At 59.5% G+C, this 16,102-nt stretch carries 15 protein-coding genes; 11 read left to right on the forward strand and 4 right to left on the reverse strand.

Annotated elements, in window-relative coordinates; all coding sequences use genetic code 11:
• Nucleotides 1-95: 95 nt before the first annotated feature.
• The 3 genes from AC097L_RS15380 to AC097L_RS15390 all read left to right on the forward strand — a co-directional run bounded on the left by AC097L_RS15380 (nt 96) and on the right by AC097L_RS15390 (nt 3,204).
• Complete coding sequence (locus tag AC097L_RS15380) at nt 96-752, forward strand: helix-turn-helix transcriptional regulator (RefSeq protein WP_479587411.1); 657 nt, start codon at nt 96-98, stop codon at nt 750-752.
• 121 nt (nt 753-873) lie between these two features.
• Nucleotides 874-1,797: a hypothetical protein gene (locus AC097L_RS15385; protein ID WP_479587412.1), complete on the forward strand. Its 924-nt coding sequence runs from the start codon at nt 874-876 to the stop codon at nt 1,795-1,797.
• Nucleotides 1,798-2,055: 258 nt separating this feature from the next.
• Nucleotides 2,056-3,204 carry a hypothetical protein gene (locus tag AC097L_RS15390; RefSeq protein WP_479587413.1) on the forward strand — a complete coding sequence of 383 codons (1,149 nt, stop codon included), beginning with the start codon at nt 2,056-2,058 and terminating at the stop codon, nt 3,202-3,204.
• Nucleotides 3,205-3,266: 62 nt separating this feature from the next.
• Here AC097L_RS15390 and AC097L_RS15395 read toward each other — a convergent pair whose 3' ends face one another.
• Complete coding sequence (locus tag AC097L_RS15395; protein WP_479587414.1) at nt 3,267-4,109, reverse strand: DUF6279 family lipoprotein; 843 nt, start codon at nt 4,107-4,109, stop codon at nt 3,267-3,269.
• A 34-nt stretch (nt 4,110-4,143) separates the two neighbouring features.
• Here AC097L_RS15395 and glmU point away from each other — a divergent pair, with 34 nt between their 5' ends.
• The 3 genes from glmU (at nt 4,144) to AC097L_RS15410 (ending at nt 6,928) form a co-directional block, all read left to right on the forward strand.
• Entirely contained in the window at nt 4,144-5,562 is a 1,419-nt protein-coding gene (gene glmU, locus AC097L_RS15400; protein ID WP_479587415.1) for a bifunctional UDP-N-acetylglucosamine diphosphorylase/glucosamine-1-phosphate N-acetyltransferase GlmU, read from the forward strand.
• Complete coding sequence (locus AC097L_RS15405; protein WP_479587416.1) at nt 5,559-6,314, forward strand: sensor histidine kinase; 756 nt, start codon at nt 5,559-5,561, stop codon at nt 6,312-6,314. The genes glmU and AC097L_RS15405 overlap by 4 nt, the downstream gene beginning before the upstream one ends.
• 62 nt (nt 6,315-6,376) lie before the next feature.
• Entirely contained in the window at nt 6,377-6,928 is a 552-nt protein-coding gene (locus AC097L_RS15410; RefSeq protein WP_479587417.1) for a DUF2059 domain-containing protein, read from the forward strand.
• An 85-nt stretch (nt 6,929-7,013) separates the two neighbouring features.
• Here AC097L_RS15410 and AC097L_RS15415 read toward each other — a convergent pair whose 3' ends face one another.
• The 3 genes from AC097L_RS15415 to AC097L_RS15425 all read right to left on the reverse strand — a co-directional run bounded on the left by AC097L_RS15415 (nt 7,014) and on the right by AC097L_RS15425 (nt 9,974).
• Entirely contained in the window at nt 7,014-8,270 is a 1,257-nt protein-coding gene (locus AC097L_RS15415; RefSeq protein WP_479587418.1) for an Hsp70 family protein, read from the reverse strand.
• On the reverse strand, nt 8,267-8,959 hold the full coding sequence (locus AC097L_RS15420; RefSeq protein WP_479587419.1) for an alpha/beta hydrolase: 693 nt from the start codon (nt 8,957-8,959) through the stop codon (nt 8,267-8,269). Before AC097L_RS15420 ends, AC097L_RS15415 begins: the two co-directional genes overlap by 4 nt.
• Nucleotides 8,960-9,131: 172 nt before the next feature.
• Nucleotides 9,132-9,974: a hypothetical protein gene (locus AC097L_RS15425; RefSeq protein WP_479587420.1), complete on the reverse strand. Its 843-nt coding sequence runs from the start codon at nt 9,972-9,974 to the stop codon at nt 9,132-9,134.
• A gap of 85 nt (nt 9,975-10,059) precedes the next feature.
• Between AC097L_RS15425 and AC097L_RS15430 the strand changes: the two genes are divergently transcribed.
• From AC097L_RS15430 to AC097L_RS15450, 5 genes are all read left to right on the forward strand, one after another.
• Nucleotides 10,060-11,094, forward strand: coding sequence for a sugar-binding transcriptional regulator (locus tag AC097L_RS15430; RefSeq protein ID WP_479587421.1), 1,035 nt, complete (start codon nt 10,060-10,062; stop codon nt 11,092-11,094).
• Between the two features lie 314 nt (nt 11,095-11,408).
• Complete coding sequence (locus tag AC097L_RS15435; protein ID WP_479587422.1) at nt 11,409-12,725, forward strand: NAD(P)H-dependent oxidoreductase; 1,317 nt, start codon at nt 11,409-11,411, stop codon at nt 12,723-12,725.
• Nucleotides 12,726-12,737: 12 nt separating this feature from the next.
• Entirely contained in the window at nt 12,738-13,766 is a 1,029-nt protein-coding gene (locus AC097L_RS15440) for a thiamine pyrophosphate-dependent dehydrogenase E1 component subunit alpha (protein ID WP_479587423.1), read from the forward strand.
• A complete protein-coding gene (locus AC097L_RS15445) occupies nt 13,756-14,754 on the forward strand; it encodes an alpha-ketoacid dehydrogenase subunit beta (RefSeq protein ID WP_479587424.1) in 999 nt (332 codons plus the stop codon). The genes AC097L_RS15440 and AC097L_RS15445 overlap by 11 nt, the downstream gene beginning before the upstream one ends.
• 2 nt (nt 14,755-14,756) lie before the next feature.
• On the forward strand, nt 14,757-16,037 hold the full coding sequence (locus AC097L_RS15450; protein WP_479587425.1) for an acetoin dehydrogenase dihydrolipoyllysine-residue acetyltransferase subunit: 1,281 nt from the start codon (nt 14,757-14,759) through the stop codon (nt 16,035-16,037).
• The last annotated feature ends 65 nt before the right edge of the window (nt 16,038-16,102 follow it).

A 16,102-nucleotide genomic window follows, 5' to 3' on the forward strand; every position in this document is an offset into this window, starting at 1 on the left:
CGGTATTCAGGCGCAGGTGCGATGCCCCGTTTGACTCTGTACGGGTGGAACTGCTGCGGCGGCTGACACTGCATATCTCACGGGCGCTAGGCGTAATGTTCCACCTGCGCGACAGCCGACTTCAAGTCGCGTCCACCCACGCTGGGCTGGACCGCTTATCTGCCGGGGTGGTGTTGTTGAATGGACGCGGAGGTGTGCAGTTTTGCAATAGCGCGGCGCTGCGGCAATTGCATGCCGCTGACACCGTGCTGCTGCGCGCAGGTGGCCCGCCGCAGGGCGATCGGCTGGCGCTGGCACCCCGCCTGCACGGGCAAGAGACAGATTTTCAGCAGGCCTTGCGCGCGGCCCTGTCGCCGCTGGCCGCCGTACCCGGTCATTTTTCTAACGCCTTGTTACTGCCGGATGCCCATGGCAAACCCATTTGCGTTGTACACACCGCACCTTTGGGCCAAACTTCTGCGTTGGCGGCAGGCAGTGCAGCCCCCAAAGCCATCGTGTTTTTATACGACCTGGCAGCGGCAGGCAAAGTGTCGCCCACCACACTGTGTACGCTGTTTGGACTGACCCCCGCTGAAGCCCGCGCTGCCCAGCAAATGCTGCAAGGCGGCAGCGCCGAGACCATGGCCCAGCGCCTGGGCGTAACCGCCAACACCTTCAAGAGCCAACTCAAAGCGGCCTACGCCAAAAGCGGCACGCACCGGCAGGCGGATTTCTTGAAATTGCTGCTGGCCTTGGTGGTGGCGGGCGGCTAGTCCATCCCCCTTTTTGATGAAGTATGCGGCGGCGCATCCCCTGAACAGGTGATGTGCGGCATTGGTCTTAGGTTGAGCATGGTGACGGTAGCAACCCACAACCCCTGATAGGAACCTCACCATGAAAACCCAGTTCAAACTGGCGCTGAGCAGCGCCGCGATTGCCGCCTTGGCGGCTTGTGGAGGCGATGGCGGAGACGGCAGCAGTCCCGTTCCCGTGGCATCCACCACCACCGATGTGTCCGTCACGGTACTCGACGGACCGATCAAAGGAGCACTGGTGTGCCAGGACACCAACAACGACGGCGCCTGCGCCGACAGCGAGCCGCATGCCACCACCAACGCCGATGGGGTCGCGGTGGTCACCGTCGCGACGGCCGACAAAGAGAAATTCCCCATGCTGGCCATCGTGGCTGCCACGACATCCTCAGACAAAGATACGGGCGTTGTGCCCACGGGCTTTGTTCTGAAAACCCCGGCAGGCAAGCCTGCCATGATCACCCCATTGACCACCCTGGTGCAAAACCTGGTGGCCCAAACCGGCCAGAACGTGGATGCGGCAGAGGCGCAGCTGAAGCTGCAAACCGGCATCACCACGTCTCTGTTCTCCAGCTTTGACATTAAAGACTCGACTCCTGTGGACGGCAGTGTCAAGCCTTACGCCCTGGCACGCATGCTGGTGCTGACCACCCAGCAGCAGGCGCAGTTGCTGGCCAGCGCCAAGGACACTTTATTGCCAGATGGCACCACCAAGATCACCCAGCCAATGCTGGACGCGGTAGTGCAAAAACGGGTGCAAGACCTGCTGAGTTCCATCGTTGCGGCCCTGCCCAGTGCTGCTACCGAAGCCAGCCTGCAAACTGCTGCGGCGGCCTTGGTGGCTGATCAGGGCATCCAGACGGCGGCGGCGGCCACGGCGGTGGCTATCAACGTACTGCCCGCTGTGGCTGGCACGCCGGGCGTGGCAGGGGCGCACCTGAACTATCTGAAGTTCACCAGCGCCACCGATTGGTATACCAATGCCAATGCCTGGACGGCGGCGTAAAACACCCCTGCGGCGGACGGCAGCACCCGCTGGCACCAAGTCCATACCGCACTCAGTGGCGGCTCTGCGCCCTACAGCTGGGGTGCTGGCTCGAGCCCAGGCAGTAGCTCCGAGCTGCATTGGTCGGGTACGGCCTGGACCGGTTGCCCCATCAATTTTGAAAACACCAGCTCGGCGGCCAAGGCCAATGGCCATAGTCCTTACAACTACTGCGATGGCAAAGAGCTGGGAGAAGATTACAAAAACACATCGTTCAGTGTGGCGGGTCAAACCATGGTCAGCGTGCTGAACCAGGTAAAGGCACTGGGCTACACCAACTTCAATATTGCCAATGCCGCCAATCTACTGGGCACGGCGACATTTCCTGCTGCGGCCACGGTGCGTTATGCCTCTGGTGCGGCGCTGTCCACAGCCGTCTCTTATGTGTCCACACCGTGGGAAATCCTCGATCTGTACCCCATGGCGGTGGCGGCGGGTAAAACCAATGCAAACGACACCACGTCGGCCTGCTACCAGGATGTGCCGGCCACCCCGGCCACCAGCCTGGATACGGTGGTCGCCACTATGACCGGCACGCCCTGCATTAATAGCCCAGGCACCCGCCCGGGCCTGAACGGCACCACCTTGTCCAGCGGACCGCGCAACGAAGGGTGGGGCGCGACCAGCGTCCAGGTGGGCCGCATCGGCAATGCGCGGCGCAACCTGCAAAACGGCCAGTCCGCCACCTACTACACCGGCAATACCCAGATACGGGCTTCGTTTGCGGCGGGCAATGTGGCCAAGTACTACGCCTGCCAGGAGCGGTTTAACGGCAGCGCCCGCAATTGCGACCCGATTGGCACCGGCAGCTATGCCATCCAGACCCTGGGCGATGCACGGGTACTGACCTTCAGCGGCCTGCCTGCACTGGATGCGCAACTGGGCTACGTGGATGCCTATGTGGAGCGGGCCGGGCATGTGTACTGGGCCTACCAGGACAAACCCAAAGCTTGGGCCGGTGCCAACCTGAACCTGGTGGCTGCAAACGCATTGTTGGCACAACTGGGTATGCCTGCGGTGGACCCGAATGCGCCGGTGGTGTTGACCACGGCTTCCTACCAAGGCGATTACCGGGGCACTTATAGCGGCAACCGTTCCGGCTACTGGTACGCCACGGTGAATGCTAATGGCTCCACGCAATGCAGCGGTTCTGACAATAGCCTGGGCGCGTGGACCACGGCCTGCACACTGGTGGTGACACCGTCCCCCGCCGACTCCACCCTGGCCAGCTTCACCATGGCGGTGGCAGGGGCCTGGAACTTCAGCGGCACCTTGAACTACAACACCGGGCTAGTTACCGCAGGCACCTGGAACTACAACGGCAATATGAGCGACCTCGGCGTGTTCTCGGGCTACACGGAAGAATAAGTAGCCCTAAGCGCTGCCTCCCGCCCCGCAGGCTTTGGCCTGGCGGGGCTTTTCACTTTTTCTTACCGCTGCGCCGCCAGCTCCCGCAGCGATTGCTCGTACCCCGCCAGCCAGCGCACCGCCGCTTCGCGCTGTTTTGGCGTGGTGCTGTTGTGCACCAAGGCAATGCCCTGGCAGTCTTGCTGGGCCAGGGCCTCGGCATAGCTGCGGTAGCTGGCTTGGGGGGAGTGCATGGAGCGCTCCAGCAGTCCATGCACGGCGGCCCGTGCCTCTGCGGCGGTGGGGGTGTCACGCTGCAGTTGTCGCAGGGTTTGCAGGGTGTCTGTCTGGCGGCGCAGGCGTTCGGTCTGTACCTGCTGGGGGTCGAAGCGGGACTGCTCTACCTGCTGGCGGACCAGGGCTTTTTGCGCTGCGTCGATGCGACCGTAGACCATTTCGGCACGCTCCAGGGCTTTCTCATAGCGCTTTTGGTGCACTTCGGTGGGAGTCAAGGCCAGCCAGTCGCTGCGGTATTCGGCATTGGTCTTGGCGTATTTGCGCTCCAGGTAGCTGATTTGGGCCGGTGTCAGGCTTTGTACCAGGGTGGTGGCGGCCGGTTCGGCATCTACCAGCAGGGCATCGATGTAGCCGCGGACGGTGCTGCCCACGCTGCAGACCTGCTCGGGGCTGAGGTCGTGGGCTACCAAGGTTTGGGTTTGGCGCAGGGTTTGGGCGTAGTCGGGCAGGTCTTGCTGGCGGTTGCGCAACTGCAGCTGGCGCAGGTCGTCACGCACCTGTTGCGACTGGGCTTTGCTGAAGTCGATATGGCCGTCCAGCCACCATGCGGCCAGGTCCACGCCGTTGTTGTAGCCCAGCTTGATGCCGGTGCAGGCCTGCAGTGCACCCAGCAGCAACAACAGTCCCATAATTCGGGTCCATTTAACTAAAAAGTTGCAAGCTATGGCAGAAGTCGATGTTGTCATCATGGCAGCGGGCAAAGGTACCCGCATGAAAAGCAAATTGCCCAAAGTGTTGCATACGCTGGCCGGGCGCGCATTGTTGGCCCATGTGGTTGACACCGCCAGCAGCCTACTGCCCCGCAATGTGGTGGTGATCACCGGCCATGGTGCTACAGAAGTAGAAGCGGCTATCCCAGGCTACATATGCGATGGAGCTGATTTTTCCGTAAATTTTGCCCGCCAGGAACCGCAACTGGGCACTGGCCATGCCGTGCAACAGGCGTTGCCTTTTTTGCCCGACCATGAAGGACTGGATAAGGGCGTGGTGCTGGTGTTGTCGGGCGATGTGCCGCTGACCCAGGTGGACACTTTGCGCCAGTTGGTGGCGGCCAGCGGCGGCGACAAGCTGGCGCTGCTGACGCTGGAGCTGCCCAACCCCACCGGCTATGGCCGCATCGAGCGTAACGGCGATGCGGTGCAGGCCATCGTCGAGCACAAAGATGCCACCGAGGCGCAGCGCGAAATCCGCGAGATCTACAGCGGCATCATGGCCGCGCCCGCCGCCCACCTGCGCACCTGGCTGGCCCGGCTGGACAACCGCAACGCCCAGGCCGAGTACTACCTGACCGACATCGTCAAGATGGCTGTGGCCGACGGGGTACCGGTGGTGGCCCACAAGATCACCGACGAGGTGCAGGTGGCTGGTGTCAACAGCCCCGTGCAACTGGCCGAGCTGGAACGCGCCTACCAGCGCCAGCAGGCTGTGGCCTTGATGGAGCAGGGCGTGCGCCTGGCCGACCCGGCGCGGCTGGACGTGCGCGGCAGCCTGGTCTGCGGGCAAGATGTATCCATCGACGTGAACTGCGTGTTTGAAGGCACGGTAACGCTGGGGGAGGGCGTAAAGATCGGCGCTAATTGCGTCATCGCCAACGCCCGCATCGCGGCGGGGGCCATCGTCCACCCCTTCACCCATATCGACGGCGAAAAAGCCGGGGTCACGGTGGGCGCGGATGCGCGCATCGGCCCGTTCGCCCGCCTGCGCCCCGGCGCGGTGCTGGGCTCTGACGTGCACATCGGCAATTTTGTTGAAGTCAAAAACTCCACCCTGGGCACCGGGGCCAAGGCCAACCATCTGGCCTACCTGGGAGACGCCACGGTGGGCGCGCGCGTCAACTTTGGTGCAGGCAGCATCACCGCCAATTACGATGGGGTCAACAAGCATCGCACGGTGATCGGCGAAGACGTGCACGTGGGCAGCAACTGCGTGCTGGTGGCCCCCATCACCCTGGGCGCGGGCGGCACGGTGGGTGGCGGCTCCACCTTGACCAAGGATGCCCCTGAGGGCGTGCTCAGCGTGGCGCGGGGCCGCCAGGTGGCCATCACCAGCTGGAAACGCCCGGCCAAAAAGGTCCAGCCTTGAGCGATCTGGACATCCGCCTGGCCGATCTGCAGCATCGCCTGCAGCAGAGCGAAGCCCATAACGCCGCCCTGCAGGCCGAGCTGGAGCATTTTGTGCGCAACGTCTCGCACGACCTGCGCGCGCCGTTGCGCCATATCACCGCCTATGCCCCGCTGGTACGCGAGATGCTGGCCGAGGGCGAGGACCCCAGCCCCTGCCTGGATACCCTGGAGCAATCGGCCCGCAGCATGGCCCGCATGGTGGACGCGCTGCTGGAGCTGTCGCGCCTGTCGCGCATCCCGCTGCAAACCACCACCGTACCCATGGCCGCACTGGTGGCCGAGGCGCAGCGCGCACTCATGGCGCAAACCGCAGGACGCAGCATCGACTGGCAATTGCCTGCCGAGTGGCCCGAAGTGCAGGGCGATGCCGCACTGTTGCGCCAGGTGTGGGAGCACGCGCTGTCCAATGCCCTCAAGTTCACCCGCACCCGTAGCACTGCACAGATCACGCTGGGTTGGGAGCCTGCGGCAGATGGCACCACGTTTTGGCTGCGTGACAACGGTGTGGGCTTTAACCCCGCCACCAGCGGCACGATGTTTGATCTGTTCCAGCGCCTGCACGCAGCATCGGCGTTTGATGGTGCTGGTGTCGGCCTGGCCCTGGCGCGCCAGATCGTGCTGCGCCACGGCGGCAGCATCGCCGCACATGGTGTGGTGGACGGGGGCTGCACGCTGCGGTTTACCTTGCCCTTACGTTTTGTATCGGCTTAGCTGGTGATAATCACTGGCAACGCGCTGTGCGCCTTCGCCACTTTTAACCCAGAGACCCGACCATGAAACGTAAATTACTGGCGCTCGCCTTGCTGTCCATCGCGGCGGTGGTGCATGCCGAGCCGAATCCGGCCAAGCAAGAGTTGATCAACAAAGTGCTGCAATTGCAGCAGCCCATGGTGGATTCCACCGTTCGCCAACTGGCCCAGCAGCCGATGGTGCAGTTGCTGCAACAGGCCGGGCCTGCCATACAGTTCCGGGTGCCGTCTGAAAAGCGCGAGGCTCTGGCCAAAGACATCCAGGCGGACATGAAAAAATATGTGGACGAGGTCACCCCGCTGCTCACCGAGCGGGCCAAAAAAGCGGCATCGGTGGATGTCGGCGGCACGCTGGATGCCAAGTTCTCCGAAGACGAGTTGCGCCAGCTCATCGCCGCGCTGGAATCCCCGCTGCTGCGCAAGTTCTCGCAAATGGTGCCGGAAATGCAAAAGTCACTGGCCGACAAACTGGTGGCAGACACCAAGGGCCAGATCGAACCCAAGCTGAAGACGCTGGGCCAGACAGTCGATAAGCGCATCAACGCCGTGGCCACTACACAGCCTGCTAGCAAATAAACCAAAAAACCTGGTGTCGAAAAGGGCAGTAGGCGTAATATTTGTATACGTCTAATGCTATCAATTTAGATGTAATTTTCTATGGTTATGCCGTAGTGCATTCCATCGTTACCGAGCCCGCGTACGCCAACCCTGCCGCCACGCTACCAAAGCGGTCACCCGCCACCAGGCGGGCCTGTGGAAACAGGGCCTGCATAGCGGTTTGCAGCGGTGCCAACGCGGACGAGCCGCCGGTCAGGTACACGGCATCGGGCTGTGCCACCCCGGCCAGCGCCACACATTCCTGTGCGCACTGCACCACCCGCGCCAACTGGGCCTGTAGCGCCTGGGCCAGGCCGTCGGGCGTGAGCTGCGCGCTCAGGTTACGGGCAATGCAGTCCAGGCCGATGGTGGCCGCAGCGCTGGACAGCGAGCAGGCGATCTTGGCACTCTCCACATTCGCCAGGATATGGTGTCCGACCCGCTCTTGCAGTACGTGCAGCAGGCGCTGGTGCAGGACGCGGTCGGCGTAGGCATCGCGTAAGTCCGCGGCCTGGGACAGGCTCTTGCGCGAGTACGACTGGTGGATCAAATGCCAGGTGCTCAAATCAAAAAACACGCCCGACGGCACTTCGCGCCCGCTCGGCCCCACATGGCCCAGGCCCAGCAGCGGCATGGCGTGGCGCAGGTTCAGCAGCTGGTCAAAGTCGGTGCCGCCGATGTGCACACCGGTGGTGGCCAGAATGTCGCCGCTGCGGTCGCCCAGAGCTTGCCGACCCGGGCCGACGCGCACCACGGTGAAGTCGGAGGTACCGCCGCCAATGTCCACCACTAGCACGGTGGTGTCCTGGGTGACACGGCGCTCGAAATCGAAAGCTGCGGCGATGGGCTCCAGCTGGAACTGCACCTCGTCAAAGCCTGCAGCCCGGGCCGCCTGCTCCAGCGTGGCCTGGGCCAAGGCATCGCGCTGTGCGTCGCCATCGACAAAATGCACCGGGCGTCCCAGCATGGCGTGCTGCACGGTGTGGCCTAGGTGGGCTTCCGAGCGCTTTTTCAGTTCCTTGAAAAACATGCCCAGGATGTCGGTGAAGCTGACCAACTGGCCGTTAACCACGGTTTTTTCGTCCATCAGGCCGCTGCCCAGCAGGCTTTTGATGGAGCGCATCAGCCGCCCCTCGGTGCCCGCCAGGTAGGCCTGCATGGCGGCGCTGCCATAGCTGGTGTGCTGGTCTTCGTGCGAAAAGAACAGCGCGGTGGGCAGCGTGGGCTTGCCCGCGTCCAGCGCAATCGTATCCAGGCTGCCGTCGGCGCGTACCAGCGCGGCCACGGTGTTCGAGGTGCCGAAATCAATACCGAGCATCATCCCTGGCTTGCTCCCAGCACCGATTGCAGAAATGCGCCGATGTCGGCCACCTCTTGGGGATGCACGCTGTGCGGCATCGGGTAGGTGTGCCATTGCACGGCATAACCCAGCGCCAGCAGCGTTTGGCGAGAGGCCTCGGCACGCGCCAGCGGCACTACCGGGTCGGCCGTGCCGTGGGCCATGAAGACCGGGGTTTTGAAGTTGGCCGGGTGCCGCTCGGTGGCTAGCGTGTCGGCCAGTGGCAAATAGCCCGACAAGGCCATGATGCCCGCCAGCCGCTTACTGTGGCGCAGCCCGGTGTGCAGGGCCATGGCGCAGCCCTGCGAAAAGCCCGCCAGCACGATGCGCTCGGGCGCAATCCCGCGGGCGACTTCGTTGGCGACCAAGGCTTCGATGGCACGGGCCGAGAGGTGGATACCAGCCGGGTCTTCTTGGCGCACCAGGTCGGCGTTTTTGATGTCGTACCAGGCGGGCATCACATAGCCGTTGTTGATGCTGACCGGCATGGTCGGCGCGTGGGGAAAGACGAAGCGGATGGGCGCGCAGCCGGCCAAGTCCAGCTCGGGCACGATGGCCGCAAAGTCGTCGCCACTTGCCCCCAGGCCGTGCAGCCAGATGACAGCCGCCGTCGGCTGGGGTGCGCTTTCAATTTCGATGCGTTGCAAAAGGGGCGGCAAAGGCGTGGTCATGGTGTGTGGGCAGTGCGGGCCAAGGGTTTGCCCTGGTATTGCAGTCTTGAGAGGAACGTGATTCTAAAGAGAATCGTTCTGAGACGATTCGCCAAAGCATGATTGCTATTTAATTAATAGCAAATTGCGCAGCCTGCGTAATCGCTAGAGGCATATTTGAATGCAAATTTACCTACAAGTAGCGCAAGGAAAAGTCGATTTCCCGTGCCAGTTGTTGTATGGGCTGGCGGTGCAACATGGCCCGCTCCCAGCTTTCCAGCCGGGCACCGCAGACTTCGTCCCCTAACTTAAGAGCTTCCAGCGTCTCTGTGGAGGCCGATGCCTTGGGAAATAGCGATGCGATCTCGCTGGCCAGCACCACACTTGCGCACGCGTGCAGCGTGAGGGTGGCGGTGGATTCTGCGAGGGCTTCCGGGTCCTGGCTGACCGTGTCATGGTGCGAGAGTGGCTTGCTGCTGTACAGGGCGTAGAGGATGCATGCGTTGCGATGGGCAGATTCACTGGACTGCTGTACGGACTGCTCTATGGACTGCTGGTTTCTACCTAGGGTGTTTGGGGTCCCGGCATGAAGCTCTCGAAAATGCTTGAACGCTTGGAATACGGACTCCTCTGAAACCAAAAAGTCATTTTTTCCCTTGAGCTTCAATAAATGCTTGAGCGCCCAATAGTGGTTTTTGGTGAATGCTTTGTGTGTGGCTGGGTTGTGTGCCGAGCCCGCATAAAAGTCTGGCGCAGGAAGTCGAAAATCACCCCTTCGGTAGGGGGTTTCTGTAGACAGCAAATCCACTGCGGCCCGGTCGGCGAATTGCAACAACTGGGACGCGGTTTTGGTTGCTGCACCCAAAGGTGGACCCAATTTGGGGATATGGGTGAGCACATCCTCAACACCCTCCATCCACCGTAATGCGCTTTGCTTGGTAATAAAGCGAAACTCACGCAAACCGTCCTTGATGACCAAAGGAACATCTCTGCTGGGGTGGCTCGGCGGTGCGTTGGATTGCGGCAGGCGGTTCATTGCGGTGAGTCTAACAAGTTGCCATTCACCTACACAGATGTACATTATCCGATGGTGTATCAGGCGTACCTATGTGAGATAAATTGTGGCAACCAAAAAACAAAAAATGGTAGTGGGCATGGAAGCTATGGGAAATGTCCCCAAAGAACTACCTGAAGAAAAAGGGTTGGTAAACAACCGCACACGCCGGATGCGCTTGCGTGCTGCATGGATGTACTTCATTGAGGAAATGACCCAAAACGATATCGCCCAGCAATTAGGTATCGGTCGTGTAACAGTTGTGAGGTTGTTGAGTGATGCCCGTGAACGCAACGAGGTCAAATTCAGCATCCAGGGCGGTTTGCAGGAATGCATCGAAGTTGCGCGCGAATTAGAAAAAAGCTTGCATATTGAAGAGGTGATCGTCGTTCCGATGTCGAGTCCGAACGCGGATGCCACCGGGTCCATCAGCACTGCCACAGGCATGTACTTGAATGAAATCGTCGTTCCGGGCCTGCGTATCGGGGTGGGTTGGGGGCGAACCCTTTTGGAGTCTCTGAGTTACATCAATGAGGTGGCTGTTGCGGATATGTCGGTGGTGTCTTTGCTGGGCGGCATTACCAAGGTCAAGCAGTTCAATCCTTCTGAGTTTGCCTGGCGCTTTTCCAACCTGTTCCAGGCGGAGTGCTACCTGATGACCGCGCCTGCCATCGTGAACTCTCCCGCCACCAAGAAGGCATTGATTGAATTCTGCGGTCTTGGCGAGGTGTTCGACAGGGCACAGTCGTTGGACGCGGTGCTGATCAGTGTGGGGGATTTGAGCGTGGAAGGCACCTCTTACAGAAATGGTTTTGTACCTGAATCTGTGCGAAGTGCCATGGTGGATCTGGGTGCCGTGGGCGAAACATTGTTCAATTATTTTGATGCAAGCGGCCAGTTGGTGAAAAGTTCGATCGACGGTTGCGTCATGGCCGTTCCATTGAAGACGATTGCCAATACGCCCAAACGGATCATTGCCTCCGGCGGCCTGCGCAAGGCAGAGGCGCTACTGGGTGCGATTCGGCTTGTTCGCCCCACTGTTTTGGTCACCGATGAATTCGCCGCCAGGCGGATTTTGGAATTGAACCAGAAGTTGCCCTGACAGCTTAAAAGCCCAGATGTCGCTTGTGTGTACGCAAGCGATGTTGCCGTGAACCAGCGCAGATTCCGGCCATCTCCCTGCCGCTCTACCACCTGCGGAAAATTTCTAATGCGTGTACTGCATGCAAGGCATACCTGCGCCTGAAAACTGCTCCCAGCGGTGAGGCGCCAGGGGTGGAGTGTTACTTTTCGTCTTGGAGGAAACAGTTTGTTCTCATGGACTACTTGCGTGAAATATGAACATTGTGCAAAAATACAATACAAATGTGCAGTTGCTTGATTGCACGCAAGTTTAAAAATCACCCAGGAGACACTATGTCCAAAATTCATCTCAGCGGTCTGGCTGCTGACTTACAAGCACGCGCGTTAACCGGAAAGCCCATCCGCATCGGCTTGATTGGCTCGGGGATGATGGGTACGGATATCGTTACCCAAGTTCTTCAGATGCAAGGCATTGTGGTGGCTGCGATTGCCGACATCAATGTAGGTGCCGCCCTGGCAGCTTTGGCGGCTGCAGGCCATCCCGGGGATGCCCACCGAACCGTAGACTCGCAAAGCAGCTTTGACCAGTGCATTGGGTCCGGAAAAATGGCCATCACCCAAAACTCCGAATTTGTTTGCAAAAGCGGGCTCATTGACGTGGTGGTGGACGCCACTGGCAAGCCTGCGGTCGGTGCGGAGATCGGCTTGACCGCCATGCAGCACGGCAAACACCTAGTGATGATGAATGTGGAAGCCGACGTGACCATCGGCTCCTACCTCAAGTACGAAGCCGACAAGTTGGGCGTGGTGTATTCGCTGGGTGCAGGAGATGAGCCCAGCTCCACCATTGAACTCATTCAGTTCGTGAGTGCACTGGGTTATCCCATCATTGCCGCTGGCAAGGGTAAGAACAATCCCTTGAATATTGATGCCACCCCAGACGACTATGCAGCAGAGGCCCACAGTAAGTCACTCAACCCACGCATGCTGGTGGAATTTGTAGATGGCTCCAAGACCGCCGTAGAAATGTCGGCCATTGCCAACGCCACCGGTTTGATTCCCGATGTGCCCGGTATGCACGGACCCGCGGCTTCGCTGGAAGAACTGCACAAGGTGCTGTGCCCCATCGAAGATGGCGGCATTTTGACCCGCAAAGGGGTGGTGGACTACACCATTGGCAAAGGGGTCGCACCGGGCGTGTTTGTTGTGGCTGAAATGGCGCATCCCCGGCTGCGCGAGCGCATGGATTATCTGAAGCTGGGCAAAGGGCCTTATTACACCTTTTACCGGCCCTACCACCTGTGCAGCCTGGAAGTGCCTTTGACCTGCGCACGGGCCGTTTTGTACGGCCGTGCCGATATGGCCCCGATTCCGGTTCCTACCGCAGAGGTGACTGCGGTTGCCAAGCGCGATCTCAAGCCAGGCGATCGTCTGGATGCTATTGGCGAATACACCTACCGGGCGTGGGCGATGGCTGCGACACAAGCGAAGCTGGAGCAGGCCGTTCCCTGTGGTTTGTTGGAAAAAGGCACTGTGACCCAGGCCATCAAGAAAGGTGAGTTGCTGACCTATGCCAATACCGCAGTGGACACAACTTCCAAGATCGTAGAGTTTCGCAAGCGCCAGGATGCGTTGGTCTACGGCAAGTAAAGGCAGACCACCATGAATGACCGTACCAATCCAACACAGCCCGCTGTTTATACGCAGTTGGGCGCAGAAAAGTTGCACAAGGCCCTGCGCCAGATGCACCTGATTCGACAGTTTGAAGAAGGGGCCGAGCAAGCCTATATGCGCGGACTTGTACACGGAACCATGCACCTCTCGATTGGGCAGGAGGCCAGTGCCGTCGGCGTTGGCATCATGCTGGAGCCAGGTGACTACATCACCTCGACCCACCGTGGCCACGGACACTGCATCGCCAAAGGCGCCGATCCCAAATTCATGTTCGCTGAGTTTTTTGGCAAAGACAACGGCTATTGCCGAGGACGCGGCGGCTCCATGCATATTGCCGATGTGGCCAGTGGCAACCTGGGGGCCAACGGCATTGTGGGCGGTGGCCTGCCGATTGCAGTGGGGGCCGCGCTGGCATTGAAGCAAACCAAAAAACCCAACGTCGTCATCTGTTTTTTTGGGGATGGCGCGAACAACGAAGGCGCGTTCCACGAAAGCCTCAACATGGCGGCCATTTGGAAGTTGCCCGTGGTGTTTGTTTGCGAAAACAACAAGTACGGCATGTCCACATCGACGGAGCGATCCACAGCGGTCAAGAACGTTTCTCAGCGAGCACAGGCATACGACTTTCCTGGTATCACTGTGAACGGCAATGATTTTGCAGAGGTTGCAGCAGCAGCAGGTGAGGCCATTGAACGTGCACGGCGCGGTGACGGTCCGACGCTGCTGGAGTGCATGACCTACCGCCACCGGGGCCATTCCAAGAGCGACCGCAACCGCTACCGCACCAAGGAAGAAATTGACAGTTGGATCGCACGCGATCCTATTCAACTCTTCCAAGCCAATTTACTGGCACTTGGATTGATCCAAGACGCAGAAGCGGCAGCGATGGTGAAAAGTGTTGAGGACGAAATTGAGGCGGGTATCAATTTTGCAAAAGACAGCCCAGACCCGAAAGTCGAAGACTTGACCGATTTCGTTTATACCGATAAGACTGCGGAGACCAGCAATGTCGAATGAAATGCGTGAACTCAGTTATTCGCAAGCCATACAGGAAGCCTTGGGCTTGGCAATGGAGCGCGATGAGCGGGTATTTTTAATGGGCGAGGACATCGGTGTGTATGGCGGCGCTTTCCAGGTGACGGGTGATTTGATCCATCGTTTTGGCGAAGATCGGGTGATGGACACGCCGATTTCCGAACTGGCGGGCGCCGGTGTGGCGGTTGGTGCGGCGCTGCTCAATCGCCGTCCTGTGTATGAGTTCCAGTTCTCTGACTTTGCTGCGTTGGCCATGGAGCAGATCGTCAATCAGGCCGCCAAAATCCGTTTCATGCTGGGCGGTAAAACATCGGTGCCCTTGGTGATGCGTTTCCCTTGCGGTTCTGGTACGGGTGCGGCTGCGCAGCATAGCCAAAGCCTGGAGTCGTGGTTTGCCCATATCCCTGGCTTGAAAGTGGTTCAGCCCTCAACGCCAGCCGATGCAAAAGGCATGTTGCTGGCCGCGATTGAAGATCCAGACCCCGTGATGTTTTTCGAGCACAAACTGCTCTACAAAATGAAGGGCCACGTACCCGAAGGCTATTACACCGAGCCACTGAACAAAGCCGTGGTTCGCCGCCAGGGTAGCGATGTCACTATTGTTGCATCGGCCATCATGGTGCACAAAGCGTTGGAGGCCGCCGCCATCGTGGAAAAAGAAGGTATCTCTGTGGAGGTGATTGATCTGCGTTCATTGCGTCCCATGGATTACTCCACCCTAATCGACAGTGTGTGCAAAACAACGCGGCTTATTTGCGTGTACGAGGGCACCAAGCAGTTTGGTATTGGTACGGAAGTGGCGGCTGCCATCGCTGAAAGCGCTGCCTTTGACCGGCTGGATGCACCCATTATTCGATTGGGTGGTGCAGACTGCCCACTGCCTTACAACCCGGAACTGGAGAAGGCCGCTGTACCCCAGGTGCCTAACATTGTTAACGCCATCCGCAGCAGCGTGAAAGGCAGGGTCTGAGCATGGCGACAGAGATCATCATGCCGCGCGTCGACATGGACATGACCGAAGGCAAGATAGCCCATTGGTATGTGAAAAATGGCGACGCAGTGACCAAAGGGCAGGTCATCTTTGAAATTGAAACCGACAAGGCGACCATGGAAGTGGATGCCCCGGTGGCTGGAACTATCAGTGGACTCCAAGGTGTGGTCGGCGAATCGGTTCTGGTTGGCACCAATCTGGGGTGGATTCTTGCGGCCGGTGAGTCACTCGCTGCGCAAATTACAAGTGGGGCAGAAGAGTCTGACCAGGTTGAGTCGTCTAGCGAGCCCAGCGTTTCTGAAGCTGCACCCGTTGCTGCGGTGCACGAAGAAGTCGTTGGTTTTACCGCCGCCCCATCTGTGTTGCGCGCAACGCCTTTGGCGCGCAGTCTGGCGCATACCCAAGGCGTCAATCTGTTGGATATTGCTGGAACCGGACCCCATGGCCGCGTCCAAGCCGCAGATGTCATGCAAGCATCCATACCCGCTACGGTAGGTGCTGTGGACGATGGTTTTGATCTGCACCTGAACTGGATCGTGCGTGCAGAAGGCGCACCGTTGGTCTTGCTGCATGGCTTTGGTGCAGACCAGGGTGGCTGGCGCAGCCTGGCTTCTCAGGTAAAAGGCGTGCCTATTATTGGCATTGATTTGCCCAACCATGGAAAATCAAAATCCATGGCGATTAGCTCTCTGGACGATATAGCATCTGCTGTTGTATCCCGGCTAGACCAGGAGGGCGTGCGTGAGTTTCACCTTTTGGGGCACTCCATGGGTGGTGCAACCGCACTGGCCATGGTCGCCATGGTGCACCAGCGTTTGAAGTCCTTAACTTTGCTGGCCCCGGCTGGCTTAGGGGCTGACATCCATGGTGGGTTCCTGGATGGGCTTTGCAGAGCCAACAGTGAGACCAGTTTGAAGCCATGGTTGGCTGAACTGTTTCACGACCAAAGTCTGCTCACCAGCTCTTTTGTAGCCACCGCGTACAAGCAGCTTGCATCGCCCCAAAAACGAGAAGCATTGAGAGCGATGGCCCATGCCTTGATGCCTGATGGAACACAGGCGACGTCGCAGCGCGTCGCACTTGAGTCCTTGACTGTGCCTACCAAGGTGATTTGGGGAAATGACGATAGGATCATTCCTATGAAGCACGCCAATGGGCTGCCAGGACGCGTTGCACTGCATGTGCTGAAGAACGTCGGGCATTTGTCTTACATCGAGGCTGGTGGTGTGGTTGCAGCTTTGCTTATGGAGCAATTGCGATAATTTTTGAGAGCTTTGTTTAGGGGCCGTATTTTTAAGCGAAGCTTGGAAATACGGCCTTTTTTACA

It is taken from the genome of Rhodoferax sp. RT5P35, from assembly GCF_056521385.1.

Bases quoted from the DNA above. Each gene is read 5' to 3' on its own strand.
- AC097L_RS15415 (WP_479587418.1), bottom strand. From the start codon at position 8,270: ATGATGCTCGGTATTGATTTCGGCACCTCGAACACCGTGGCCGCGCTG.
- AC097L_RS15440 (WP_479587423.1), top strand. From the start codon at position 12,738: ATGAATGACCGTACCAATCCAACACAGCCCGCTGTTTATACGCAGTTG.
- glmU (WP_479587415.1), top strand. From the start codon at position 4,144: ATGGCAGAAGTCGATGTTGTCATCATGGCAGCGGGCAAAGGTACCCGC.
- AC097L_RS15395 (WP_479587414.1), bottom strand. From the start codon at position 4,109: ATGGGACTGTTGTTGCTGCTGGGTGCACTGCAGGCCTGCACCGGCATC.
- AC097L_RS15385 (WP_479587412.1), top strand. From the start codon at position 874: ATGAAAACCCAGTTCAAACTGGCGCTGAGCAGCGCCGCGATTGCCGCC.
- AC097L_RS15435 (WP_479587422.1), top strand. From the start codon at position 11,409: ATGTCCAAAATTCATCTCAGCGGTCTGGCTGCTGACTTACAAGCACGC.
- AC097L_RS15425 (WP_479587420.1), bottom strand. From the start codon at position 9,974: ATGAACCGCCTGCCGCAATCCAACGCACCGCCGAGCCACCCCAGCAGA.
- AC097L_RS15420 (WP_479587419.1), bottom strand. From the start codon at position 8,959: ATGACCACGCCTTTGCCGCCCCTTTTGCAACGCATCGAAATTGAAAGC.
- AC097L_RS15380 (WP_479587411.1), top strand. From the start codon at position 96: ATGTTCCACCTGCGCGACAGCCGACTTCAAGTCGCGTCCACCCACGCT.
- AC097L_RS15410 (WP_479587417.1), top strand. From the start codon at position 6,377: ATGAAACGTAAATTACTGGCGCTCGCCTTGCTGTCCATCGCGGCGGTG.
- AC097L_RS15450 (WP_479587425.1), top strand. From the start codon at position 14,757: ATGGCGACAGAGATCATCATGCCGCGCGTCGACATGGACATGACCGAA.
- AC097L_RS15445 (WP_479587424.1), top strand. From the start codon at position 13,756: ATGTCGAATGAAATGCGTGAACTCAGTTATTCGCAAGCCATACAGGAA.